This is a genomic window from Pseudomonas bananamidigenes (genome assembly GCF_001679645.1).
Lineage (GTDB): Bacteria > Pseudomonadota > Gammaproteobacteria > Pseudomonadales > Pseudomonadaceae > Aquipseudomonas > Aquipseudomonas bananamidigenes.
The window spans coordinates 1-24701 of the sequence record NZ_LRUN01000006.1 but is presented as its reverse complement, the minus strand read 5'-3'; the positions used below and the strand labels follow the sequence as shown (position 1 = coordinate 24701).

At 61.1% G+C, this 24701-nt stretch carries 20 protein-coding genes; 5 read left to right on the top strand and 15 right to left on the bottom strand.

Going from position 1 to position 24701, the window contains the following annotated elements; all coding sequences use genetic code 11:
- The first annotated feature begins 3 nt into the window (after positions 1-3).
- The gene (gene emhB, locus BBF94_RS03035) at positions 4-3153 is read left to right on the top strand and encodes an efflux RND transporter permease subunit EmhB (protein ID WP_065257579.1); all 3150 of its coding nucleotides are present in this window, start codon (positions 4-6) and stop codon (positions 3151-3153) included.
- On the top strand, positions 3150-4610 hold the full coding sequence (emhC, locus tag BBF94_RS03030; protein ID WP_065257578.1) for an efflux RND transporter outer membrane subunit EmhC: 1461 nt from the start codon (positions 3150-3152) through the stop codon (positions 4608-4610). Before emhB ends, emhC begins: the two co-directional genes overlap by 4 nt.
- 62 nt (positions 4611-4672) lie before the next feature.
- On the opposite strand, the gene BBF94_RS03025 is transcribed toward emhC, so the two are convergent.
- From BBF94_RS03025 to BBF94_RS03010, 4 genes are all read right to left on the bottom strand, one after another.
- Positions 4673-6622: a multinuclear nonheme iron-dependent oxidase gene (locus tag BBF94_RS03025; protein WP_065257577.1), complete on the bottom strand. Its 1950-nt coding sequence runs from the start codon at positions 6620-6622 to the stop codon at positions 4673-4675.
- Between the two features lie 14 nt (positions 6623-6636).
- Positions 6637-7659, bottom strand: a complete 1023-nt coding sequence (locus BBF94_RS03020; RefSeq protein ID WP_225875036.1) for an aKG-HExxH-type peptide beta-hydroxylase — start codon at positions 7657-7659, stop codon at positions 6637-6639.
- 153 nt (positions 7660-7812) lie between these two features.
- The gene (locus tag BBF94_RS03015; protein ID WP_065257575.1) at positions 7813-8289 is read right to left on the bottom strand and encodes a GNAT family N-acetyltransferase; all 477 of its coding nucleotides are present in this window, start codon (positions 8287-8289) and stop codon (positions 7813-7815) included.
- 96 nt (positions 8290-8385) lie between these two features.
- A complete protein-coding gene (locus BBF94_RS03010; RefSeq protein WP_065257574.1) occupies positions 8386-8643 on the bottom strand; it encodes an Os1348 family RiPP precursor in 258 nt (85 codons plus the stop codon).
- Between the two features lie 583 nt (positions 8644-9226).
- Between BBF94_RS03010 and BBF94_RS03005 the strand changes: the two genes are divergently transcribed.
- Complete coding sequence (locus BBF94_RS03005) at positions 9227-10486, top strand: OprD family porin (RefSeq protein WP_065257573.1); 1260 nt, start codon at positions 9227-9229, stop codon at positions 10484-10486.
- A 65-nt stretch (positions 10487-10551) separates the two neighbouring features.
- Here BBF94_RS03005 and pcaC read toward each other — a convergent pair whose 3' ends face one another.
- From pcaC to pcaR, 11 genes are all read right to left on the bottom strand, one after another.
- Positions 10552-10944 carry a 4-carboxymuconolactone decarboxylase gene (gene pcaC / locus BBF94_RS03000; protein ID WP_065257572.1) on the bottom strand — a complete coding sequence of 131 codons (393 nt, stop codon included), beginning with the start codon at positions 10942-10944 and terminating at the stop codon, positions 10552-10554.
- 10 nt (positions 10945-10954) lie between these two features.
- Positions 10955-11746, bottom strand: a complete 792-nt coding sequence (gene pcaD / locus BBF94_RS02995; RefSeq protein ID WP_065257571.1) for a 3-oxoadipate enol-lactonase — start codon at positions 11744-11746, stop codon at positions 10955-10957.
- A gap of 12 nt (positions 11747-11758) precedes the next feature.
- Positions 11759-13123 carry a 3-carboxy-cis,cis-muconate cycloisomerase gene (locus tag BBF94_RS02990; RefSeq protein ID WP_065257570.1) on the bottom strand — a complete coding sequence of 455 codons (1365 nt, stop codon included), beginning with the start codon at positions 13121-13123 and terminating at the stop codon, positions 11759-11761.
- Between the two features lie 46 nt (positions 13124-13169).
- Positions 13170-14465: an MFS family transporter gene (locus BBF94_RS02985; protein ID WP_065257569.1), complete on the bottom strand. Its 1296-nt coding sequence runs from the start codon at positions 14463-14465 to the stop codon at positions 13170-13172.
- Positions 14466-14710: 245 nt separating this feature from the next.
- Positions 14711-15277, bottom strand: a complete 567-nt coding sequence (pcaG, locus tag BBF94_RS02980) for a protocatechuate 3,4-dioxygenase subunit alpha (protein WP_065257568.1) — start codon at positions 15275-15277, stop codon at positions 14711-14713.
- 1 nt (position 15278) lies between these two features.
- Entirely contained in the window at positions 15279-15983 is a 705-nt protein-coding gene (pcaH, locus tag BBF94_RS02975; RefSeq protein WP_065257567.1) for a protocatechuate 3,4-dioxygenase subunit beta, read from the bottom strand.
- 36 nt (positions 15984-16019) lie between these two features.
- Entirely contained in the window at positions 16020-17225 is a 1206-nt protein-coding gene (pcaF, locus tag BBF94_RS02970) for a 3-oxoadipyl-CoA thiolase (protein WP_176704403.1), read from the bottom strand.
- Entirely contained in the window at positions 17222-18004 is a 783-nt protein-coding gene (locus BBF94_RS02965; RefSeq protein ID WP_176704405.1) for a CoA-transferase subunit beta, read from the bottom strand. Before BBF94_RS02965 ends, pcaF begins: the two co-directional genes overlap by 4 nt.
- Positions 18001-18858, bottom strand: coding sequence for a CoA transferase subunit A (locus BBF94_RS02960; protein ID WP_065257564.1), 858 nt, complete (start codon positions 18856-18858; stop codon positions 18001-18003). The genes BBF94_RS02965 and BBF94_RS02960 overlap by 4 nt, the downstream gene beginning before the upstream one ends.
- A 282-nt stretch (positions 18859-19140) precedes the next feature.
- Positions 19141-20487: an MFS transporter gene (locus BBF94_RS02955; RefSeq protein WP_065257563.1), complete on the bottom strand. Its 1347-nt coding sequence runs from the start codon at positions 20485-20487 to the stop codon at positions 19141-19143.
- Between the two features lie 294 nt (positions 20488-20781).
- Positions 20782-21624, bottom strand: a complete 843-nt coding sequence (gene pcaR, locus BBF94_RS02950; RefSeq protein ID WP_065257562.1) for a pca regulon transcriptional regulator PcaR — start codon at positions 21622-21624, stop codon at positions 20782-20784.
- Positions 21625-22253: 629 nt separating this feature from the next.
- Here pcaR and BBF94_RS02945 point away from each other — a divergent pair.
- Together BBF94_RS02945 and BBF94_RS02940 are read left to right on the top strand one after the other, a co-directional pair.
- On the top strand, positions 22254-22454 hold the full coding sequence (locus BBF94_RS02945; RefSeq protein ID WP_007986337.1) for a hypothetical protein: 201 nt from the start codon (positions 22254-22256) through the stop codon (positions 22452-22454).
- A 375-nt stretch (positions 22455-22829) separates the two neighbouring features.
- A complete protein-coding gene (locus BBF94_RS02940; RefSeq protein ID WP_065257561.1) occupies positions 22830-24305 on the top strand; it encodes an inorganic phosphate transporter in 1476 nt (491 codons plus the stop codon).
- Positions 24306-24701 lie beyond the last annotated feature (396 nt).

Here is a 24701-nt window from a genome sequence, read left to right as displayed (position 1 = left end):
CTCATGTCGAAATTTTTCATCGACCGTCCGATTTTCGCCTGGGTAATTGCCCTGGTGATCATGCTGGTCGGGGCTCTATCGATCCTCAAGTTGCCGATCAACCAGTACCCGAGCATTGCGCCACCGGCCATTGCGATTTCCGTGACCTATCCAGGTGCTTCGGCACAGACGGTCCAGGACACCGTGGTGCAGGTCATCGAGCAGCAGCTCAACGGTATCGACAACCTGCGTTATGTGTCGTCGGAAAGTAACTCCGACGGCAGCATGACCATCACCGCGACCTTCGAGCAAGGCACCAACTCCGATACCGCGCAGGTCCAGGTCCAGAACAAGCTGAACCTGGCCACCCCGCTGTTGCCGCAGGAAGTGCAGCAACAGGGTATCCGCGTGACCAAGGCCGTGAAGAACTTCCTGCTGGTAATCGGCGTGGTGTCCCGTGACGGCAGCATGTCCAAGGACGACCTGTCCAACTACATCGTGTCGAACATGCAGGACCCGATTTCGCGGACCGCCGGTGTCGGTGACTTCCAGGTCTTCGGTGCCCAGTACGCGATGCGCATCTGGCTCGACCCGGCCAAGCTGAACAAGTACAACCTGACCCCGGCCGATGTCAGCGCAGCGATCTCGGCGCAGAACGTCCAGGTGTCTTCCGGTCAGCTCGGCGGTCTGCCGGCGCTGCCTGGCCAGCAACTGAACGCCACGATCATCGGCAAGACCCGTCTGCAGACCGCCGAGCAGTTCAAGGCGATTCTGCTGAAGGTCAACCAGGATGGCTCGCAAGTGCGTATCGGCGATGTCGCCGACGTCGGTCTGGGTGGTGAGAACTCCAGTATCTCGGCGCAATTCAACGGCAAGCCGGCTTCCGGTCTGGCGGTGAAACTGGCCAACGGCGCCAACGCTCTCGACACCGCCAAGGCCCTGCGCAAGACGATTGACGACCTCAAGCCGTTCTTCCCGCAAGGCATGGAAGTGGTGTTCCCGTACGACACCACCCCGGTGGTGACCGAGTCGATCAAGGGTGTGGTTGAAACCCTGGTCGAGGCGATCGTACTGGTGTTCCTGGTGATGTTCCTGTTCCTGCAGAACTTCCGCGCCACCGTCATCACCACGATGACCGTGCCGGTGGTATTGCTCGGTACGTTCGGCATCCTCGCGGCCGCCGGTTTCAGCATCAACACCCTGACCATGTTCGGTATGGTATTGGCCATCGGCTTGCTGGTGGACGACGCCATCGTCGTGGTGGAAAACGTCGAGCGGGTGATGGCCGAAGAAGGCCTGTCACCGAAGGAAGCGACCAAGAAGTCCATGGGCCAGATCCAGGGCGCACTGGTCGGTATCGCCCTCGTCCTGTCGGCGGTACTGCTGCCGATGGCGTTCTTCAGTGGTTCCACCGGCGTGATCTACCGTCAGTTCTCGATCACCATCGTCTCGGCCATGGCCCTGTCGGTGATGGTGGCGCTGATCTTCACCCCGGCGCTCTGCGCCACCATGCTCAAGGCAATTCCAAAAGGCGAGCACGGCGCGCCGAAACGCGGTTTCTTCGGCTGGTTCAACCGCAACTTCGACCGCAGCGTACGCAGCTACGAGCGCGGTGTCGGCAACATTCTGCAGCGCAAGGCACCTTATCTGCTGGCCTACCTGCTGATCGTGGTCGGCATGATCTGGCTGTTCACCCGCATTCCGACGGCGTTCCTGCCGGAAGAAGACCAGGGTGTACTGTTCGCCCAGGTGCAGACCCCGGCCGGCTCCAGTGCCGAGCGCACTCAGGTGGTGATCGACAATATGCGCTCCTACCTGCTGGACAAAGAGGCCGGTGCGGTTGCCTCGGTGTTCACCGTGAACGGCTTCAACTTCGCCGGTCGCGGCCAGAGCTCCGGCCTGGCGTTCATCATGCTCAAGCCGTGGCACGAGCGTGACGCGAGCAACAGCGTGTTCGCCCTGGCGCAACGTGCCCAGCAGCACTTCTTCAGCTTCCGCGACGCGATGGTGTTTGCCTTCGCTCCGCCGGCCGTACTGGAGCTGGGTAACGCCACCGGTTTCGACGTGTTCCTGCAGGACCGCGCCGGTATCGGCCACGAAAAACTGATGGAAGCACGTAACCAGTTCCTCGGCATGGCCGCGCAGAGCAAGGTGCTCTACCAGGTGCGTCCGAACGGTCTGAACGACGAGCCGCAATACCACCTGGAAATCGATGACGAGAAGGCCCGCGCCCTGGGCTTGAGCCTGTCCGACATCAACAGCACCCTGTCGATTTCCTTCGGCAGTAGCTACGTCAACGACTTCATCGACCGCGGTCGGGTGAAGAAGGTGTACGTGCAAGGCCAGGCCGGTGCGCGCATGAGCCCTGAAGACCTGAAGAAGTGGTACGTGCGCAACAGCGCCGGCACCATGGTTCCGTTCTCCGCGTTCGCCAAGGGCGAGTGGATCTACGGCTCGCCGAAACTGGCGCGCTACAACGGTGTGGAAGCGATGGAGATCCTCGGTTCTCCGGCGCCGGGTTACTCCACCGGTGAAGCGATGGCCGAAGTCGAAGCCATTGCCAGGAAACTGCCGCCGGGTGTGGGTATTTCCTGGACCGGTCTGTCCTACGAGGAACGTCTGTCCGGCTCGCAAGCGCCAGCGCTGTACGCTTTGTCGCTGCTGATGGTGTTCCTGTGTCTGGCAGCGCTGTATGAAAGCTGGTCGATTCCGATCGCGGTCATGCTCGTGGTACCGCTGGGGATCATCGGTGCATTGATGGCTACCAGCCTGCGCGGTCTGTCGAACGACGTGTACTTCCAGGTGGGCCTGTTGACGACCATCGGTCTGGCGGCTAAAAACGCCATTCTGATCGTCGAATTCGCCAAGGAATTGCACGAGCATGGGCGCAGTCTGCGTGATGCGGCGATCGAAGCCTGCCGCATGCGTCTGCGACCGATCATCATGACCTCGCTGGCTTTCATTCTCGGTGTAGTACCGTTGGCTATCTCCACCGGTGCCGGTTCGGGCAGTCAGCACGCGATCGGTACGGGCGTGATTGGCGGTATGCTCACGGCCACGATCCTGGCGATTTTCTGGGTTCCACTGTTCTTCGTCACTGTGTCGTCCATGGGCCAGCGCAAAATTGCCGGCGAGGATGACACCATCGAAACTCCTAAAGAGGCTGGCCAATGAGCAAGTCGCTACTCTCCATCGCAGTCGCCGCCTTCGTGCTGAGCGGTTGCTCGCTGATACCGGATTATCAGCGGCCTGAAACACCGGTGGCCGCGCAATTCCCGCAGGGTCCGGCGTATTCGTCGGCCCAGGCACCGGCGCAGGCCGCTGCCGAGCAGGGCTGGAAGCAGTTTTTCCATGACCCTGCCCTGCAACAGCTGATCCAGGTGGCCCTGGAAAACAACCGCGACCTGCGCGTCGCGGCGCTGAACATCGACGCCTATGCCGCTCAGTACCGCATCCAGCGCGCCGATCTGTTCCCGGCGGTTTCGGCCAATGCCAGCGGCAGCCGTCAGCGGGTTCCGGCCCGTGCATCGCAGACCGGTGAAGCGACCATCAACAGTTCCTACACCGCCACCGTCGGCATCAGCGCCTACGAACTCGACCTGTTCGGTCGGGTTCGCAGCCTGAGCGAGCAAGCGCTGCAGCAATACTTCGCCACCGAAGAAGCGCGCCGCAGCACCCAGATCAGCCTGGTGGCCAGCGTGGCCAATGCCTACCTGACCTGGCAGGCCGACAAGGAGCTGCTGAAGCTGACTCAGGAGACCCTGGGTGCCTTCGAGGAAAGCTACAAGCTGACCAGTCGCAGCAACGAAGTGGGTGTGGCCTCGGCGCTGGATCTGGCGCAGTCGCGCACCTCGGTCGAGAACGCCCGTGCCCAACTGGCCCGTTACACCCGCCAGGTGGCCCAGGACGAAAACAGCCTGACCCTGCTGCTGGGCACCGGCGTGCCGGCCAACCTGCAAGCGGCCAGACCGCTGTCGGATGACCTGCTCAGCGATGTGCCGGCCGGTCTGCCGTCGGATCTGCTGCAACGCCGTCCGGACATCCTTCAGGCCGAATACAACCTGAAGGCCGCCAACGCCAACATCGGCGCGGCCCGTGCAGCGTTCTTCCCGAGCATCAGCCTGACCGCCAATGCGGGCAGCCTGAGCCCGGACCTGTCCGGCCTGTTCAAGGGCGGTTCGGGGACGTGGCTGTTCCAGCCGCAGATCAACCTGCCGATCTTCAACGCCGGCAGCCTGCGCGCCAGCCTCGACTACGCCAAGATCCAGAAGGACATCGGCGTGGCGAACTACGAGAAGTCCATTCAAACGGCCTTCCAGGAAGTCGCCGACGGCCTGGCCGCGCGCCAGACCTACACCGAGCAGTTGCAGGCCCAGCGTGATTTCGTCGCCGCGAACCAGGACTACTACCGTCTGGCCGAGCGTCGTTATCGCATCGGCGTCGACAGCAACCTGACCTTCCTCGATGCCCAGCGTCAGCTGTTCAGCGCCCAACAGGCCCTGATCACCGACCGCCTCGCGCAATTGACCAGTGCGGTCAACCTGTACAAGGCCCTGGGTGGCGGCTGGAATGCGCAGACCGCGCAGAACGAGCCGCTGAAAGAAGAAGCGCCGAAGATGAAACTGTTCTGATCGTGTCGCGATAAACAAAGAGCCCACCTTTCGGTGGGCTTTTTGTTGTCTGCGCAACGCCTTCAGCCGCCGACTCCGTTGAGTAGAAACACCGGTTCTTCCAGATAGTCGAGTCCCAGACGGTTTTCGAACATTTCATCGCGCAATGCCGCCGTGGTGAAGCATCCGAGATTCAGCCCCGTGGCCACCAGTGAAAACGTCTGGCTCAAATGCCCGGCATCCATCAGCGCCACCCGCAGCGCACGGCTGAACTCGTATTTCCAGGCCAGCCGCTCGACCCGCGCGGTAGACACAAATACCGCTGCCGCGTCTTTCACCCAGGGTTGCCCGCCACAGGCCTCGCCTATCCAGCTCCGAGGATCCTCCCGTGACAGCAGTTCCAGTCCATGTCGGCGCACCGAGTAGTGATAGAGCCCCCGCTCGAAACCCTGCACATTCATCAGCACTGCATACACCTCGGTGACCTGCAGCGAGCCGCCGGAGGGCGAGGTTCTTTTCAGGAAATAGTCGCCCATGCCGTTCGGTTCCATGGCCGTCATCCCCCAGGTGTAATAGAGCAGCAGCGACAGCTGCGTCGGGGTCAACGGCTTGCCGCTGAATGTCCGGGATGTACGCCGGGCACAGAGTGTATCGAGCAGCGTTGCTTCGGCGATGGTCTCACCGGGCACCAGCAGCGGGTTTTCCAGCGCAATGAAGGGATGCGAGTGATAGTCCTTGAAAGACGAAGGCTGACGCTGCTGCGAAGCTTTCTTCTCAAGTTCGGCCTCGAGTTCGACGACACTGACATAAGGTGTCTGCAGACCGGTGCGGGTACTGAGGTAGAACTCCAGCGCCGCTTCCCAGCGGGACCAGAGCTGCAGCGGTTGTCTGTGAACCCGATCGCGCCGGGGCGTGACGGGTTGCACGATTCCCTGGTTGACCAGCGTCTGCAGGAACGCCAGATTGTTGCCCTGCCCGGGCCCCTGCAGAATGTCCGGCAGCATCAAGGCACTCTCCAGCGTGCGCGCAACCATGAAGTGCTTCAACAACGGCAGCAGGGTCAGGCAGAACTCCAGACTCAGCCCCGACTGCCGGTCCCGCAACACGAAGGATGAAGGTCCGACACTCACCCATACGCTGCCCCTGAGTCTGAGCAACTCACCGGGTTCGAGGGCCGGAGTCTCCGGCTCGGAGGGTGAGTCGCGGCCCTGCCAGAACAGCACCCTGGGCTTGAGGCGCTTGATGTCGCGAATCAGACATTGCAGTTGCGCGTCGTCGTCCCTGTCGGCGATATCCCATTCCAGTGTCACCGCCCGCACGGGAGACACGGCAAACAACTGCGTCAACAGATCCCAGTCCCTGCGCGGATGACCGGTGTGGATTTCGATCAACCGGTCCAGCGGCAACGAACGCAGATAATCGTTGAGTTCATACCCCTGAGCCTTGGCGGTCGCGATGGCGCTGTCCAGATCCAGCAGAAACCCCGCACCGCTGCGCTGCACCACGCTGGAAATGAACGCGCCTTCCGACTGTTCCGCCGCATCCGTCAGTGAAAACAGGCGCGGAGCATTCTCCAGCACCAGCGGCGTCGCGGTCAGTGCCTGCAGCTCAAGAGCGTTGGCGACCACCGTATCGGCCACCTCCGCGGCCAGGGTCGGCAAAATGAAGTGCTGGGTGTCGCCGCCATGAAACCGCGACCAGGAAATGTGCTCCGCCAGCCAGGGTGAGCGGGTTCTGTCGCACAGCCGTCGGGTCATCTGCAGAAACTCGCGATCCATCGCGATGCCCACACTGCCCAGAGACAGGCTGGAAGAATGCAGCAGGCTGGGCGTCTGCTCCCCGACCTCGAGCAAACGCGGTTCGAGAATGCTGTGGGTTGGCTGAAACTCCAGATAATCAAAATACGGCAGACCTTCGGCGAGGATCCGTTCGAGGGCCGGATCGACGGCATGATCGGCAACCCGGTGACGGGGCAAGTGGTACTCCAGCCCTACCCCGGCCTCGGGAAATCGCGAAGCATCGAACATCGTCATGCTTGCCTCCCGGCTCAGGCCGTTGCGCCCAATACCGACGGCGTCGTGGTCAATGTCGGCGAGGCGGCCAGCCGCCCGGCATATTTGCTCTCCATGGCCCGGACTTCAGCGGCCAGGTTGTCCAGCAACTGGCGCCCATGGGGTGTGAAGTCCGCACTGGCTTGAAAGTCCGGCAAAGCCCGGATCAGCCCCCGCAGAATGAACAGCAGACGGTTCTGTGCCCGCTGCATTTCCTCCGCGGAACGCGATCGCACTCGCTCCATGTACTTGACCAGCGCGATGTACACGTAAAACGCATGAAAGTAGCCATACAGGTCACGCTTCTGCCCTGACCACGGCAAACTGAATGACGGCTCCTGCGAGGCATCAGGGTCGACCACGTCGGACACTTCGACGATGTGATAGAGCAACTGGTGAGTCGCCTCATGCACCAGGGATTCTTCAAGATCGAGAATCGACTCGTCCCGGCTCGCCAGGAGAATGACGCCGGTGTAGCGCGAAGCCGAACAACTGCGAAAAGTACCGTCCGGCACGAAGCAAATCGACTTGATCAGGGACTTCATCTGTTCACGGCAGGCCGGCCAGGTGTGTTCGATGCGCAACAGGGCAATTTTCACCACGTCGGCGAAGAAACGGCTGGAAAATCCGCCCCGCTCCAGGCGCTTGCGCGTCGCTTCGTCTTCCGGGAACTCGTAGCTGGGCGGAGTGGCCTGCATGATCAAAGGATCGGCATCGAACCGGTAGACCGGCGGATCGCTCTGAGCGGCCACGGACGTATTGCGCTCCTTGACCCTGTCGAGCATGTCGGAGAATTCCAACAATGCCTTTTCAAGTTCGACCGTATTATCCGACTTGCCGACCAGACAATGATTGGTCAACCGAAAAGTCTGTCCCGCCCATATCTGAAAAACCGGATCATTGATAATCGAAGCCTGCTCACGAGGCGGCAACAATACAAGTTCCACCGCTCGCTGGAAGAATGCCGACAATCGCGAATCTTCGCCAAGCAGCTTGAACAGCTCGGCATATAAAACCATGAATGTCGTGAAACGATTGCGACTGACATGCTCAAGTAATATCTCAAACCTGGAATACCGAGCATCTGCAAGAAACGTATTCCCTTTAAACAAGTCATCAACCGTCGAATCGAATTCGCGGTGGTTTCCAATATCCATTTTTCAACCATCCTTTCAGGCAGGCGGTAATGGTTTCGCCATGGTCAGACTGGCGACTTCATAGCCCAGTTGTTCATAAAGACCACGGGCCGGCAGGTTGCGGCCAAACACATGCAGACGCATTTCCTGGCAGCCGTTGCGGCGAGCCCAGTTTTCGGCGGCCAGCATGGCTTGACGGGCATGACCCTGACGGCGTTCACCAGGTTCGATGTAGATATCCAGAATGAAGGCAATCGGCTTGGGGCCGACGTGACGTCGGGCAATCCACAATTCGCCGATGCGCCGCTGATCGTCCCGGAGCACCCAAAGCTGATGCCCCTCGGTGAGCCGACCCTGGTCCAGCAACTGCGCGAACGCCGTACCGGAACGGTGTGGCGCCTCTGTCTGGCTCCACTCTCCCGAAGCGACCATGCCTTGGGCGTACTCCTCGACCGCCCTTTCGGTGAACGCCGAAAATTCCGTGTCGTCCATGGGAACCAAGGTGACAGGCATACACCGCTCACTCCCTGTTCGAGTTTTTCAATCGGGCCATTTGGCGTGTGGCGCAAGCGGATCACTGCTGCGTGGCACGCCAAACGGCCCCCGGCATCAATCCATCCGAGCCTGCTGCTGTTGCTGGTCAAAGATCGCAGCGGCTCCCAGCTTGCTGCGAATACCCTCCCCGACGGTGCCCAATTTTGTCACATCAATACTCTTGACGGCGCCCAGTTCGGATGCGCTCAAATGCACACCGATGCCCTTGGCCGCGCCTTCAGCATCCTTGTGCAACTGTTCCGCAAAGTCCTTATCAATAAGGGCACGACCGACCACCGTCGCGAGACGCTCCTGATTAACTTTTGCAGGCATGTTATCTCTCCTTGTTTTCAATAATTAATCTTCTCGAAAGTGACAATCAGCCTCCATGCCCCCTTCGAGAATCTTGAATATAGCAACGACTCTTTCCTTTGCCAGATACAACACAATATCCCGTTAAACCTTTTCACGATAAGCGATAACACCAATTGGCAAGTTGAAACCCGCGATTAATTACCCAGCCTTTATTGCAATAACTTCTGTAGTTGATTTCCTACAACCAAAGCAATAACCACATCCACAATTGCCATTAATAGAACACCGCCGGAACAGCCACCAACACGAAGCATAACCACGGGTTTCAATTAAGAATGTGTACCTGGCAATGAATAAAACCACCGTCGATTATCGTTCGATAATCGCACACAACCCCGCTCACCCCGATTGAATCCCCTCGTCGATCCCCTTCACCATTGCCCACAACAACAAAACCAATAAAAAGGCTCCCCCCATGACGACACGTCCTCGCCGCTCGGGCTGATCCGCCCTTCGTCTCCTCACATCCCGTTTCTTGTCTGCAACCTCAGGTTGCGGCCACGCTCTGCTGCACCCCGAACAATAAGAGAGACCCGAGCCCATGACACACTGCAAAACCCCTTGCGCACTTCCTGGCTTGATTGTTTTGGCACTGACCGGCGCCGCTTTACCCGCCATGGCCGAAGAGGCCGGTTTCATCGACGGCGCCAAGGCCAGCCTCAACCTGCGCAATTTCTACATCAACCGCAACTTCACCAACCCGACCAAGGCCCAGGGCATGGCGCAGGAATGGACGCAGAGCTTCATCCTCGACGCCAGATCCGGTTTCACCCAGGGCACCGTCGGTTTCGGCATGGACGTATTGGGGTTGTACTCGGTGAAACTCGATGGCGGCAAAGGCACCGGCGGCACGCAACTGTTGCCGCTGGATCATGACGGTCGTCCGGCAGACAACTTCGGTCGCACCAACGTGGCGTTCAAGGCCAGGCTGTCGCAGACCGAAATCAAGCTGGGCGAATGGATGCCGGTGCTGCCGATCCTGCGTTCGGACGATGGTCGTTCGCTGCCACAGACCTTTCGCGGCGGGCAGATCACCTCGAAGGAAATCGATGGCCTGACCCTGTACGGCGGCCAGTTCCGCGCCAACAGCCCGCGTGACGACAGCAGCATGAGCGACCTGTCGATGTTCGGTAAACCGGCGTTCACCTCGGATCGCTTCAACTTCCAGGGCGGCGAATTCGCATTCAATGACAAACGCACGCAGATCGGCCTGTGGAATGCCGAACTCAAGGACATCTACAGCCAGCAGTACGTCAACCTGATCCACAGCCAGCCACTCGGCGGCTGGACCCTGGGCGCCAACCTCGGCTTCTTCTACGGCAAGGATGACGGCAGCGCCCGGGCCGGCAAGCTCGACAACAAGACCTGGTCGGGAATGTTCTCTGCGCGATATGGCGGCAACACTTTTTACCTCGGCCTGCAAAAACTGACCGGCGACAGCAACTGGATGCGGGTCAACGGCACCAGTGGCGGGACCCTGGCCAACGACAGCTACAACTCAAGCTATGACAACGCTCAGGAACGCTCCTGGCAAATCCGCCACGACTACAACTTCGTCGTCCTCGGCCTCCCCGGCCTGACGCTGATGAACCGCTACATCAGCGGCGACAACGTGCACACCGGCGCCATCACCGACGGCAAGGAATGGGGCCGCGAATCGGAGCTGGGCTACACCGTGCAAAGCGGCGTGCTCAAGGACCTGAACGTGCGCTGGCGCAACTCGACCATGCGCCGTGACTACAGCAATAACGAGTTCGACGAGAACCGGGTGATCGTCAGCTATCCGATCAATCTGCTGTAACTAATGCGAGATGACTGGATCCCGCCAGGACGCGAATGTCCTGGAGGGGGCCAGCCCGGAGAAGATCACGCTCGGGATTCGACACCCAGCTCATCCCACACCGATTCGGCCAGATGAAAGGTCGCATTCGCCGCCGGAATCCCGCAGTAGATCGCGCTCTGCATGATCACTTCCTTGATCTCGCCACGGCTCACGCCGTTGTTGGCCGCTGCGCGCAGGTGCAACTTGAGTTCGCCCTCACGGTTCATGCCGATCAGCATGGCGATGGTGATCAGGCTGCGGGTGTGGCGCGGCAGGCCCGGGCGGGTCCAGATGTCGCCCCAGGCATGCCGGGTGATCATTTCCTGGAATTCCGAATTGAACTCGGTCAGGGTGGTCAGGCTGCGGTCGACATGGGCATCGCCGAGCACCGCCCGGCGCACTTGCATGCCGTCGTCGTAACGTTGTTTCTCGTCCACAAAAGTCCCCTCAATCAGCCAGCAGGAAGCTCAGCACGCGGTCGCTGAACGCGTCGCCGGCCTGAACGTTGGAAAGGTGCGCCGCATAAAACTCGGCGTACTCGGCGCCGCGTACATGCTCTTGAATGAAATGCCCGCCGGACGGTGGCGTCACCGCATCTTGCGTGCCGGCAATCACCAGCAACGGAGCCTTGATCGACGACAACTGCTCACGAAAATCCGCATCGCGCACCGCCGCGCAGTTGGCGGCGTAACCTTCAGGATCCGTGGCCGCGAGCATGTCGGTGATCTGCTTGGCCGCTGCCGGATTGGCCGTCGAAAAATCAGGCGTAAACCAGCGGGCAATCGATGCATCGCGCAACGCGACCATCGCCGCCGGGCCGTCACGCAGCACGGTTTCGATGCGCGGATTCCACACCGACGGGTCACCGATTTTCGCCGCCGTGTTGCACACGATCAGTTTGTTCAGACGCTGGTGGGCGTTGATCCCCAGCCATTGACCGATCAGCCCCCCCATCGACAGACCGCAGAAATGCGTGCGTTCGATGTGCAGCGCATCCAGCAGCGCCAGCACGTCGCGGCCCAGTTGCTCGATGCTGTAAGGGCCCGGCGTCACCAGCGACCGGCCGTGGCCGCGAGTATCAAAACGCAGCACCCGAAAATGTTCAGTGAACGCCGGCATCTGGGCGTCCCACATGTGCAGGTCGGTGCCCAGCGAGTTGGACAGCACAAGCACCGGCGCACCGGACGGACCTTCCAAGGTGTAATGCAGTTCGCCATCGGCGAGTTGAACGAAAGCCACAGCCCTCTCCTTTCAGTCAGACAATGCGTTGTGTTCGGCCACGGCCCGCTCGACCCAGACCTGCGCCTGACCGAGGTAACGGGCAGGATCGAGCAGATGATCCAGTTCGGCTGCGCTCAGTTGCGCGGTCACTTGCGGCTCGTCGCCGAGTACCGCACGCAAATGGCGTTGTTCGGCCACTGCCCGTTTGCAGCACTGTTCGAGCAGATGATGCGCGGTGTCGCGGCCGACCCGTTGCGCGAGGACGATGCTCACTGCTTCGGCCAGCACCAGGCCTTGAGTCAATTCGAGGTTGCGGGCCATGCGCGCCGCATCGACTTCAAGCCCCTCGGCCAGCAGCCGCGCCTGTTGCAGCGCGCCCGACACCAGGCAGCAGATTTCCGGCAGGGCTTCCCATTCGGCGTGCCACAGGCCGAGGCTGCGTTCGTGTTCCTGGGGCATGGCGCTGAACAGCGTCGAGACCAGCCCCGGCACACGGGTCGCCGCGCCGATTAGTACCGCCGCGCCCACCGGGTTGCGCTTGTGCGGCATGGTCGAGGAACCGCCCTTGCCCGGTGCCGACGGTTCGAACACTTCCGCCGCTTCGGTCTGCATCAACAGGCTGATGTCGCGGCCCAGTTTGCCGAGGCTGCCGGCGATCAGACCGAGCACCGCGCCGAACTCGACGATGCGATCACGCTGGGTGTGCCAGGGTTGTTCGGGCAGGGCCAGATTCAGTTCTTCGGCCAGGGCACGGGCGATCGGCAACGCCTGTTCGCCCAGCGCCGCCAGAGTGCCGGATGCGCCGCCGAATTGCAGCACCAGCAGGCGCGGCTTGAGTTCGCGCAGACGCTGACGGCTGCGAGTGATCGCACCGAGCCAGCCGGCGATCTTCATGCCGAGTGTCACCGGCGTCGCGTGTTGCAGCCAGGTACGCCCGGCCATGGGCGTCGCGGCGTGGCGCTGTGCCTGAGTGGCGAGGGCGTCGGCCAGTTGCGCCAATTCCCCTTCGATCAGCGCTAGCGCCTGACGCAATTGCAGCACCAGCCCCGAATCCATCACGTCCTGACTGGTGGCGCCCAGATGCACGTAGCGCTCGGCCTCGACATCGGATGCCGCGATCCGTTTGCCCAACACCTTGACCAGCGGAATCGCCGAATTGCCCGCCGTGGCGATGGCTTCGCCCAACGCGGCGAAATCGAACAGCCCGGCGCGGCAGGCGTTTTCGATGGAGGTGACAGCACTCGCCGGAATCACCCCGACCCGCGCTTCGGCCCGAGCCAGCGCGGCTTCAAAATCGAGCATCGCCTGCACCCGGCCCTGATCGCAGAACACGTCGCGCATTTGGCGGGCAGTGAAGTAGGCATCGAACAATTGATTGCCCGGTCGCTGAGTCATAAACAGTCCTTGCCGGCGCGGGCCATCGCGGCCCGCGCACTTCGGTTTAGAGATCGTGATGCAAGTACGCCGCCTGTTTCGGCAGACGCAGGCTGAACAGGAACGCCACCGCCATCATCACCGTGACATACCAGTAGAAGGCGTTTTCCATGCCCCCGGCTTTCAGGCTCAGGGCCACGTATTCCGCAGAGCCGCCGAAGATCGCATTGGCCACCGCATACGCCAGGCCGACGCCAAGAGCGCGCACTTCCGGCGGGAACATTTCGGCTTTTACCAGGCCGCTGATCGAGGTGTAGAAACTGACGATCGCCAGCGCCACGGTAATCAGCACGAAGGCCAGGACCGGACTGCTGACGCTTTTCAGGCTCAGCAGGATCGGCACGGTGAACAGCGTGCCGAGGGCGCCGAACCAAAGCATCGAGTTACGCCGCCCGATCCTGTCGGCGAGCATGCCGAACAGCGGCTGCATGCACATATATAAGAAGAGCGCGCCGGTCATGATGAAGCTGGCGGTCTTGGCGTGCATGCCGGCGGTGTTCACCAGGTATTTCTGCATATAGGTGGTGAAGGTGTAGAAAATCAGCGAGCCGCCGGCGGTGTACCCCAGCACGGTAATGAACGCGGCCTTGTGATCGCGGAACAATGCACCGATGCTGCCGGCGTCCTTGTGCTCACGGGTTTCCTTGTTGGTGGTTTCTTTCAGGGCGCGACGCAGGAACAGCGAAATCAGCGCCGCCACCGCGCCGACCACGAACGGAATCCGCCAGCCGTAGGCCCGCAGTTCGTCTTCGGAGAGGAACTGCTGCAGGATCACCACCACCAGCACCGCCAGCAGTTGCCCGCCGATCAGCGTCACGTACTGGAACGAAGCGAAGAACCCACGCTGGCCCTTGAGCGCGACTTCACTCATGTAGGTCGCGGTGGCGCCATATTCGCCGCCCACCGACAAACCTTGCAGCAGACGCGCGAACAGCAACAGCACCGGCGCCCAGACGCCGATGCTGTTGTAGGTCGGCAGACAGGCGATGAGCAACGAGCCGAAGCACATCATCAGAATCGAAATCAGCATCGAATTCTTGCGCCCGTGCTTGTCCGCCACCCGACCGAAAATCCAGCCACCGATCGGGCGCATCAGGAACCCGGCGGCGAACACGCCGGCGGTGTTGACCAGTTGCACCGTGGGGTTGTCCGAGGGGAAGAACGCCGGGGCGAAGTAGATTGCGCAGAAGGCGTAAACGTAGAAGTCGAACCATTCGACCAGGTTGCCGGAGGAGGCGCCGACAATCGCGAAGATGCGCTTGCTGCGCTCTTCGCCGGTGTAATGCGTGGTGGTGGTTGTCATTGTTATGTACTCGAAGGGGACACGTGAAAGTCTAGACACACTTCGCAACAGTCCCGTTCCTCATCCTGTATTGATCGTTCCCACGCAAACGCATTCGGCGCCTCGACGTTGATCGTTCCCACGCTCTGCGTGGGAACGCCGCCATGGACGCTCTGCGTCCACTGTGACGCAGAGCGTCACGGGATGCATTCCCACGCGGAGCGTGGGAACGATCAGTACTCTGCGCGGGAAGGTGCTGTGTTCTTTCAATAATCGAAGAACACGGTTTCCGCATCAGTGCCCTGCAGAATCACATTCCACTGATAAACGCCCGCCGCATCCGGCTTCGCCAGCAACGTGGTGCGGCGCTCGGCCGGCACGCATTCGAGCAGCGGATCATTGACGTTCGCCGGATCGCCTTCGAAGTAAATCCGCGTCAGCAAGTGCTTCACCAGACCTCGCGCAAACACCAGCACCACCAGATGCGGCGCCTGGGTCGTGCCTTTCAGGCCTTCGACCGTCCCCGGCTTGATCGTGGTGAAACGAAAGCGCCCTTCGGCATCCACCGGTACCCGGCCAAAGCCTTCGAAATTCGGGTCCAGCGGTTTGGGCTGCTGATCTTCCGGATGGTCATATTTACCAGCGGCGTTGGCTTGCCAGACTTCGAGCATGGCGTCGTTGACGACATCGCCGTTGCCGTCCAGCACTTGCCCGGTGATCGCCACGCGCTCGCCGAGGGACAGCTCGGTGGCGAGGTTTTCACGGTTCAGCCAGGTCAGGCCGATGTGGTAATACGGCCCGACGGTGTGGGACGTGGTCGCAGTCAGGGTCATCTCATTTCTCCATCGGCGTGGCTTCGCGGCCGCGCAGCACGATGTCCCAGCGATAAGCGAGGGCGTAGGACGGAATGGTTTTTTCCAGATCGAAGGCAGCGATCAGGCGTTCCTTGGCCGAGGTGTCCGGCACGCAGTTGTAGATCGGGTCGTACGCCAGCAGCGGATCGCCCGGGAAATACATCTGCGTGACCAGGCGCGTCAGAATGCTCGGCCCGAACAGCGAGAAATGCACGTGGGCCGGGCGCCAGGCGTTGTGGTGATTACCCCATGGATAGGCGCCGGGCTTGATGGTCTGGAACTGATACCAGCCGTCAGCGTCGGTCACGGTGCGACCGGTGCCGGTGAAGTTCGGGTCCAGCGGCGCGTCGTGCAGATCGCGGGCGTGGTTGTAGCGACCGGCGGCGTTGGCCTGCCAGATTTCCACGAGAATTCCCGGCACCGGCAGCCCGTCTTCGTCGAGCACGCGCCCGTGGATGATGATCCGCTCGCCCAAGGGTTCGCCGGCATGCTGGGCCGTCAGATCGTTGTCAGTTTCGGCCACACGCTCGGCACCGATGGTCGGGCCGGTGATTTCCGACAGCGAATGGGGCAGAAACACCAACGGTTTGGACGGCGAGCGCAGATTGGTGGATTGATAGGTCGGGTGCAGGTACGGCGGCTGGGTGCCTTCCTGCGGGCGGCGGTAACCAGGCTTGTCAGTCATTTCGCTTTCCTCTGTTCTTTTTCGTCACGGCTTGCGTCAGACGCGTTCGATGGCCAGGGCCAGACCCTGACCGACACCGACGCACATGGTCGCCAGACCTTTCTTGCCACCGGTCTTTTCCAGATGATGCAGCGCGGTCAGCACCAGACGCGCGCCGCTCATACCCAACGGGTGGCCCAAAGCAATCGCGCCACCGTTCGGGTTGACCTGGGCCGCGTCGTCCGCCAGACCCAGTTCGCGCAGCACCGCCAGACCCTGGCTGGCGAAGGCTTCGTTGAGTTCGATCACATCGAAATCGCTGACCGCCACGCCGAGGCGCTCGGTGAGCTTGCGCACCGCCGGCACCGGGCCGATGCCCATCACCCGTGGAGCGACCCCCGCGCTGGCCATGCCCAGCACTTTGGCACGGGCGGTCAGGCCGTGTTTTTTCACCGCTTCGGCGCTGGCCAGAATCAGCGCGGCGGCACCGTCATTCACACCCGACGCGTTGCCGGCGGTGACGGTCTTGTCCGGGCCGTTGACCGGTTTCAGTTTGCTCAGCGCTTCAAGGGTCGTGTCGGCGCGGGGATGTTCATCCTGGCTGACCACGGTTTCGCCTTTCTTGTGGGCGATCCGCACTTCGATGATCTCTTCGGCGAAGTAGCCGGCAGCCTGGGCGGCGGCCGTGCGTTGCTGACTGCGCAGGGCGAATGCGTCCTGATCTTCGCGCGACACTTTATAGTCGTCGGCGACGTTGTCGGCGGTCTGCGGCATCGCGTCGACGCCGTACTGGGCCTTCATCAGCGGGTTGATGAAACGCCAGCCGATGGTGGTGTCTTCCAGCTTCATGTTGCGCGAGAACGCCGCGTCAGCCTTGCCCATCACGAACGGTGCGCGGGACATCGACTCGACGCCACCGGCAATCGCCAGCTCCATTTCGCCGCTGGCGATAGCGCGGAACGCGGTGCCGATGGCGTCCATGCCCGATGCGCAAAGACGATTGAGGGTGACACCGGGCACGCTCTCCGGCAGCCCGGCCAGCAGCAGCGCCATGCGCGCCACGTTGCGGTTGTCTTCGCCGGCCTGGTTGGCACAGCCGAGGAACACTTCGTCGAGGGCGTTCCAGTCCACCGACGGATTGCGTTCCATCAGGGCCTTGATCGGCACCGCTGCCAGGTCATCGGCGCGCACCGCCGCCAGACCGCCACCGAAACGACCGATGGGGGTACGAATCGCATCGCAGATATAAACGTCACGCATCATGCTTCTCCCGGAGCCTGGCCGTGGGCCGCTGCAGTGCGGGCCTCAAGATCGCGCAGGGCGGTCAGCTCCACCTCGGTCGGTTCGGCAGTGACCGCAACGCTGTCGGCGAACCGGATCGCCCAACCGGTGGCGGCGACCACTTGTTCGCGGGTCACGCCCGGATGCAGGGCGGTCACCACGAACTCGTTGGTGCCCGCTTCCGGTTCCATGATGCACAGGTCGGTGATGATGCCGACCGGACCGGCACCCGGCAGGCCCAGACGTTTGCGCGAATCGCCGCCCTCGCCATGGCCGACCGATGTAATGAAATCGAGCTTGTCGACAAACGAACGCGCCGACTGCTTGAGGATGATCAGCACGCTTTTCGCGGAGCCGGCAATTTCAGGCGCGCCACCGGCACCCGGCAGGCGCACTTTCGGCTGGTGATAATCGCCGACCACGGTGGTGTTGATGTTGCCGAAACGGTCGACCTGCGCCGCGCCGAGGAAACCGACGTCGATGCGCCCGCCCTGCAGCCAGTAGCGAAAAATCTCGGCGGTCGGCACGACGGTGTCGGCAGTTTCCGCCAGCTCGCCGTCACCGATCGACAGTGGCAACACACTGGGTTTGGCGCCGATCGGACCGGACTCGTAGATCAACACCACGTCCGGCGACGAGGTCAGGCGCGCCAGGTTGGCGGCTTTCGACGGCAGGCCGATGCCGACGAAGCACACCGAGCCGTTCTTCAGGCGACGGGCCGCAGCGACGGTCATCATTTCGTTGGTGGTGTACGTCATTATTTGGCCTCCGAAGCAGCGGCCAATCTGGCCTGGAATTCGCTGAAGTCAGCGCAGCCATGGATGTATTCGTTGATCCACGCGGTAAACGTCTCACGGTCGCGGGCGATCGGATCCCACGCCTGATAGAAACGGTTGTCACGCTCGGTGTAACCGTGGGCGTAGGACGGATGTGCGCCACCGGGTACATGGCAGACTGCGCTCAAAGCCCAGGTCGGCAGCACACAGGCGTTCATCGGCGCGTCGAGGTTGTCGACGATTTCTTCAACGGTGACGATGCAACGCCTGGCGGCCAGTGCGGCTTCTTTCTGCACACCGAGAATGCCCCACAACAGCACGTTGCCCTGACGGTCGGCTTTCTGGGCGTGGATCACGGTGACGTCCGGGCGCACCGAAGGCACGGCGGCCAGCACTTCACCGGTGAACGGGCAAGTGACGGATTTGATCAGCGGGTTGACCTTCGGCAGATCCGAACCGGCGTAGGCCCGCAACACCGCAAATGGCAGGCCGGAAGCGCCGGCGACATAGGCGTTGGCGAGGTCGGCGTGGCTGTGCTCTTCGATTTCCAGCGCATGGGGCCATTGTTTCTCGACTGCGTCGCGCAGACGGTGCAGCGAGCCCACGCCCGGGTTGCCGCCCCAGGAGAAGATCAGTTTGCGGGCACAACCGGCACCGATCAGTTGGTCATAGATCAGGTCAGGGGTCATCCGCACCAGGGTCAGACCTTTCTTGCCCTGACGAATGATTTCATGACCCGCCGCCGTAGGGATCAGGTGCGTGAAGCCTTCGAGCGCGACGGTGTCGCCGTCGTTGACGAATCGCTTCACCGCGTCGTGCAGCGAAAGAATCTCAGCCATGGAGCGGGCTCCCGTTTTTCCAGTGAATCGCCAGTGATAAAAAAGGCGCGAGGTCATGCGCCGAAGTCACTGAAGATTAAGCCGCTGATTTTCACCAAACAATCCGATAATCGACTGAGTGTTCGTTTATCGAACAGATTGTTATCAACCTATCGTTCCGCCCCTGATCGTTCCCACGCTCTGCGTGGGAACGCAGTCCGGGACGCTCCGCGTCCCTTCCTGAGCCGAGCACGGAGCGTCCTTTGAGGCCGGTTCGACGTGGGAGCGATCCTGCAATGAAACTCAGGTTGCGTCCGCGTGACTGACCAGGCCCTTGATGACCACCGCTGCTGTCGCCAGCCCCGCCGGGATCACCAGTGCCGTGAGCACTTGTTCGAAGTTCCAGCCCAGGCCCAGCAGGGTCGCGCCCATCCATGCGCCGAGAATCGCACCGAAGCGGCCGATCCCCAGCATCCACGACACCCCTGTCGCCCGGCCCTGGGTCGGATAAAACCGCGCCGCCAGTGACGGCATTGCCGATTGCGCGCCGTTGACGCACATGCCCGCCACCAGTACCAGCGTCGCCAGCAATGTGATGTTGCCCAGGCTTTGCCCAACCGCGTAGGCAAACACCCCGGCCAGCAGGTAGAAAATGCCGATGACCTTGTGCGGATTGAACCGGTCCATCGCCCAGCCTACGCCCACTGCGCTCAACACCCCTCCGAACTGGAACAGCGCGCCGATGAAGGCCGCCTGCTCCATGCTCGCGCCGCTGTCACGCATGAGGGTCGGCAGCCAACTGGTCAACAGATAAACAATCACCAGGCCCATGAAGTAAGTCAGCCACAGCAGCAATGTGCCGACGCTGTAGGTGCCGGAGAAAATCACCGCGAACACATTGCGGGCTTTTACGGTTTTCTGTTCCGGCACACTGAAGCTCGCCGCTTGGGCGACGGTGGCCGGGTCGATCGGTGCGAGGGTTTTGCGCACCTTGTCGGTGCCGCGATTGCGTACCACCAGATAGCGCGCCGATTCCGGCAACCAGGCCAGCAATACTCCGGCGAGGATCAACGGCAGGATTCCGCCGATCAGCAACAGACTGTGCCAGCCGAACGCCGGAATCAGCTTGGCCGAAATGAATCCGCCACCGGCCATGCCAAGGTTGAACCCACAGAACATGCTGGTCACCAAAAGCGACTTCTTGCGCTCCGGGGTGTATTCCGACAACAGCGTGGTGGCGTTCGGCATGCCCGCGCCCAGTCCCAGCCCGGTGAGGAAACGCAGCACCAGCAATTGTTCGACGCTGGTGGCATAGGCCGAAGCCAGGCTGAAAGCACCGAACAGAAAAACCGCGCCGACCAATACGACTTTTCGCCCGAAGCGGTCAGCCAACGGCCCGGAACCCAACGCGCCGAAGACCATGCCGATCAGCGCGGCGCTCATCACCGGGCCGAGGCTGGCGCGGTCGATGCCCCAATCCTGAGACAGGGCCGGCGCGATAAAACCCATGGCCGCCGTGTCGAGGCCATCGAGAAAGACAATCAGGAAACACAGAATCACCACCCGCCACTGATAGCGCGAGATCGGTTGGGCATTGATGAAGGACTGCACGTCGAGGCAGTGACCTACAGCGGACTGAGGCTGGTTCATTATTTTTATTCCACGCAGAAAACGCAGTCGAACGGCGACCGGCCAATGACCGGCACGGATACAACTCTATAAGGAGGGAATCAGGCGTTGCGCTGAAATCGGCAACAGGACCGGGAGCGGCGACAGTCGGGGAACGTGCACATGGGAAGTTGCCTCTTGTCATTATTATGGAAGTCGACGATCCGGCGGGCTCATTCATTTCGGTGCCGGATGACGCTGCCGCGACATTAATGATCCGAGGGTTTTAGCGTCAATTCGATAAACGCAACTCTGTGCGTTTATCGAACAGCTTCATCAGGCGAACAACTGCGCACTGAGATCGCGGCTGGCGCTCAACAGGCCCGGGAGAAAACGTTGTTCCAGTTCGCTGCGACTGACGCGGCCGGCATGAGTGCTGACATTGAGCGCCGCCACCACCTGGCCGGAAGCGTCGTACACCGGCACTGCGATCGAACGCAGACCCTGCTCCAGTTCCTGATCGACGATGCACCAGCCTTGCTGCCGTACCTCTTGCAGACAGGCGAGCAAGGACTCGGGGGTGTGCAATGTGCGACTGGTCTTGGCCACCAGTTCGGCGTGGTCGAGGTATTCGCGCAGCGAGGTGTCGTCCAGCGCCGCCAGCAGGATCCGGCCCATGGACGTGCAGTAGGCCGGCAAACGCCCGCCCACTGACAGATCCACCGAGATCAGGCGCTGGGTCGTGGCCGAACGTGCGATATAAAGGATGTCGTCCCCTTCCAGCGTGGCCATGTTGCAGGCTTCGTGCAGTTGCTCGCTCATGCGGTCGAGGTACGGTTGGGCGGAGACGGCCAGCGGCGTCGACGACAGATAGGCGTGACCGAGGGTCAGCACTTTCGGCAACAAAGAGTAGGTACGCCCGTCGGTGGTGGCGTAGCCGAGTTTGATCAAGGTGTGCAGGCAACGGCGCACGGCGGCGCGGGGAATTTCCGTGCGGTGACTGATCTGGGCGATGGTCAGGTGCCGTTTGCGCTCCTGAAACGCCTGCACCACCGCCAGGCCACGGGCCAGAGAAGTCATGAAATCAGGATCGCCGGTCATGGCCTGGATGCGCTTGGCCGGTGAGGCAACGATCGGCGGCGCCACTGACGTAAAGGAATTGCGCATTTGATCGTTCATGTCGGGACTTTTTTCCTGTACGGATCGACGGCTATACAAGCGACTCGCAGTCCGATGCACAAGTACCGGCCTGCCAACTTCGGGCGATTATCGAACCACCGACCGATAATCGCAATTGCCTCACAAGCGACAGGCCGACGATTTTTAACAACTTCTTACTTCCGGGTCCGCAACCATAGTTGTTCGACCATTGGCGCCAGAAACACATCACTGATGAACAAGGTCGCAACTACTGCTGACAGTTGCGCGTCACAAAACAATCACACATCCGGAACCGTTTTTAACTTGGCAAAGATAGTCAATCCAGAATCGGCCGCTATAATGCCCCTTAATGGTGTCGCGCTTTTATCTGCTGCCGACACCATTCGCTGAAGCAATGTCCATTGCATTCAGCCCGGCCAGCGCCTGATGTTCATCACCCATGCACCGCCAGCGCGCTCGCTGAAATCAGGAAACTGATGCTGCGTCAGTTTTAATCTGGTGCCGTAGCCGCCTGTAACATGGAAGTCCTGGCCACTTTGCCGATTGCACCGCTGCCCTTTCGAGCAGTGACTTGTCGGCGAACGGGTCAATCGATTCGTTGCAGTGCGTTTCACCAGACATTTATCTCAACTCATACAGGTAGCACTGTGACGAAAGACGAACTGCGCGCGGAACTTGAGCGCCAGGAACAACGTTACAAGGAAGTTTACGGCGGGGAAGTCACCACCTACGCCGCCCAGCCCGAACCGGAACGCAAACCCTGGCGCAAACGCGCCACTGTTCAGGATCAGGTCTTCCAGCAGGAACTGCAGAAGATGGAAAAGGAACTCAAAGCCGAAGAGCCTTGACGTCGTCCTTTGTATCTTTCGAAGGTCAGCGTACTCACCGGGTTACAAGCACGGTGGACTGACGAGGCCTTGCGCGCCCGCTACCCGCGGGCAGCGGCCAGCTTCCCCGTATTGCGCGGGCCTGGAGCACGTCAGACACGTCTTTCAGATTTTTCATACAAGATTCCACCCCCTCTCGGACACCGGCCAATCTGCCACCCCTAAGCACTTTTTCCAATTGAATCAACAGGTTGCAAAACCCTGCAAAATGCTCGGGCAATGCACCTTGATACAAATTAATTGAGCGAAGAGGGTGACCGATGAGCAGGTAGGGGATCGATTTCCAGTCTTTTCTGGCATAATCGCGCCCCCTTATGACCGGGTCAGAAAACCTTCATGATCGATTTATTCAGCGGACTGGATGCCTGGGTGCTTGTGAGCCTCCTGCTCGCCCTGACATTTGTCCTCGCCTTCGAGTTCATCAATGGATTTCATGACACCGCTAACGCGGTAGCCACTGTTATCTACACCAAAGCGATGCCGCCTCATCTGGCGGTGTTCTTCTCGGGCGTGTTCAACTTCCTCGGCGTATTGCTGGGCGGCGTCGGCGTGGCGTATGCCATCGTCCATCTGCTGCCGGTAGAACTGTTGATCAACGTGAACACCGGCCATGGTCTGGCCATGGTGTTCTCGCTGCTCGCTGCCGCCATCGCCTGGAACCTGGGCACCTGGTACTTCGGTATCCCGGCTTCCAGCTCCCACACCCTGATCGGCTCGATCCTCGGTGTCGGCCTGGCCAACGCCTTGATCAACGATATTCCGCTGGGTGATGGCGTGAACTGGCAGAAAGCGATCGATATCGGTGCTTCGCTGGTGTTCTCGCCGATGGCTGGCTTCCTGGTCGCCGCGCTGGTGCTGATCGGCCTGAAATGGTGGCGCCCGCTGTCGAAAATGCACAAGACGCCGGAACAGCGTCGCAAGATCGACGACAAGAAACACCCGCCGTTCTGGAATCGTCTGGTGCTGGTGATGTCCGCAATGGCCATGAGCTTCGTGCACGGCTCCAACGACGGTCAGAAAGGCATCGGCCTGATCATGCTGGTACTGATCGGTATCGTGCCTGCGCAGTTCGTGCTCGACCTGAACAGCACCACCTACCAGATCGAACGTACCCGCGATGCGACCCTGCACCTGAGCCAGTTCTACCAGCGCAACGCCTCTTCCCTCGGCGAGTTCCTGGCCCTGGGCAAAAGCGTGGAAGGCGATCTGCCGGAGAAATTCCGCTGCAACCCGCAGCAGACCGAACCGACCATTTCCGCCCTGCTCCACACGCTCAAAGGTGTATCGGACTACCACTCGCTGCCGGCGGAAAGCCGCATCGAAGTGCGTCGCTACCTGCTGTGCCTGGACGATACCGCGAAGAAAGTCGCCAAACTCCCGGGCCTGGAAGCGCGTGAAAAAGCCGACCTCGACAAGCTGCGCAAAGACCTGACCACCACCACCGAATACGCCCCGTTCTGGGTGATTCTGGCGGTCGCCCTGGCCCTGGGTCTGGGCACCATGATCGGCTGGAAACGCGTGGTCCTGACCATTGGCGAGAAAATCGGCAAGCAAGGCATGACCTATGCCCAGGGCATGTCGGCGCAGATCACTGCCGCGAGCATGATCGGCCTGGCCAACATCTTCAGCCTGCCGGTGTCCACCACCCACGTCCTGTCCTCGGGCGTGGCCGGCACCATGGTCGCCAACAAAAGCGGCCTGCACAGCGGCACCGTGAAAACCATCCTGCTGGCCTGGGTTCTGACCCTGCCGGCCACCGTGGCCCTGTCGGCCGGCCTGTTCTGGCTGGCATCGAAGGCGCTGGGTAGCTGATAGATCGTGGTAATGAAAGAGGCGTGATTCGAGAGGATCACGCCTTTTTTGTTGCCTTCGGAAATGGAACGCGGAGCGTCCCGGGCTGCATTCCCACGCGGAGCGTGGGAACGATCAAAGCAAAAGCACTCCGTCGCCCTTCGCCTTTCGCATCTCACCACTCAACACGATGAGCGTTAGCTCGAGTACCGCTTTTGGCGTGCCGGCCCCTTCGGCAGGCTGAGTGGAGGGATTTATCCGGGGGTGGGAGCGAAGCGACCGTTCGACGAAGTCGAACACATCGAGAGGAGGTGCAGCGAAGCAAACCGGAGGCGATGCTCCTCGGATGAGTCCCGGAGCGAAGGAACACCGAGCCTCAGCGAGGTGCCGTACGCCGGGGCCCAGCGTTTTTGGTTA

What these genes read in the sequence shown, in the direction of transcription:
- emhB (WP_065257579.1), top strand. Translation starts at nt 4, where the DNA reads ATGTCGAAATTTTTCATCGACCGTCCGATTTTCGCCTGGGTAATTGCC.
- emhC (WP_065257578.1), top strand. Translation starts at nt 3,150, where the DNA reads ATGAGCAAGTCGCTACTCTCCATCGCAGTCGCCGCCTTCGTGCTGAGC.
- BBF94_RS03025 (WP_065257577.1), bottom strand. Translation starts at nt 6,622, where the DNA reads ATGACGATGTTCGATGCTTCGCGATTTCCCGAGGCCGGGGTAGGGCTG.
- BBF94_RS03020 (WP_225875036.1), bottom strand. Translation starts at nt 7,659, where the DNA reads ATGGTTTTATATGCCGAGCTGTTCAAGCTGCTTGGCGAAGATTCGCGA.
- BBF94_RS03015 (WP_065257575.1), bottom strand. Translation starts at nt 8,289, where the DNA reads ATGCCTGTCACCTTGGTTCCCATGGACGACACGGAATTTTCGGCGTTC.
- BBF94_RS03010 (WP_065257574.1), bottom strand. Translation starts at nt 8,643, where the DNA reads ATGCCTGCAAAAGTTAATCAGGAGCGTCTCGCGACGGTGGTCGGTCGT.
- BBF94_RS03005 (WP_065257573.1), top strand. Translation starts at nt 9,227, where the DNA reads ATGACACACTGCAAAACCCCTTGCGCACTTCCTGGCTTGATTGTTTTG.
- BBF94_RS02990 (WP_065257570.1), bottom strand. Translation starts at nt 13,123, where the DNA reads ATGACTCAGCGACCGGGCAATCAATTGTTCGATGCCTACTTCACTGCC.
- BBF94_RS02985 (WP_065257569.1), bottom strand. Translation starts at nt 14,465, where the DNA reads ATGACAACCACCACCACGCATTACACCGGCGAAGAGCGCAGCAAGCGC.
- pcaG (WP_065257568.1), bottom strand. Translation starts at nt 15,277, where the DNA reads ATGACCCTGACTGCGACCACGTCCCACACCGTCGGGCCGTATTACCAC.
- pcaH (WP_065257567.1), bottom strand. Translation starts at nt 15,983, where the DNA reads ATGACTGACAAGCCTGGTTACCGCCGCCCGCAGGAAGGCACCCAGCCG.
- pcaF (WP_176704403.1), bottom strand. Translation starts at nt 17,225, where the DNA reads ATGATGCGTGACGTTTATATCTGCGATGCGATTCGTACCCCCATCGGT.
- BBF94_RS02960 (WP_065257564.1), bottom strand. Translation starts at nt 18,858, where the DNA reads ATGGCTGAGATTCTTTCGCTGCACGACGCGGTGAAGCGATTCGTCAAC.
- BBF94_RS02955 (WP_065257563.1), bottom strand. Translation starts at nt 20,487, where the DNA reads ATGAACCAGCCTCAGTCCGCTGTAGGTCACTGCCTCGACGTGCAGTCC.
- pcaR (WP_065257562.1), bottom strand. Translation starts at nt 21,624, where the DNA reads ATGAACGATCAAATGCGCAATTCCTTTACGTCAGTGGCGCCGCCGATC.
- BBF94_RS02940 (WP_065257561.1), top strand. Translation starts at nt 22,830, where the DNA reads ATGATCGATTTATTCAGCGGACTGGATGCCTGGGTGCTTGTGAGCCTC.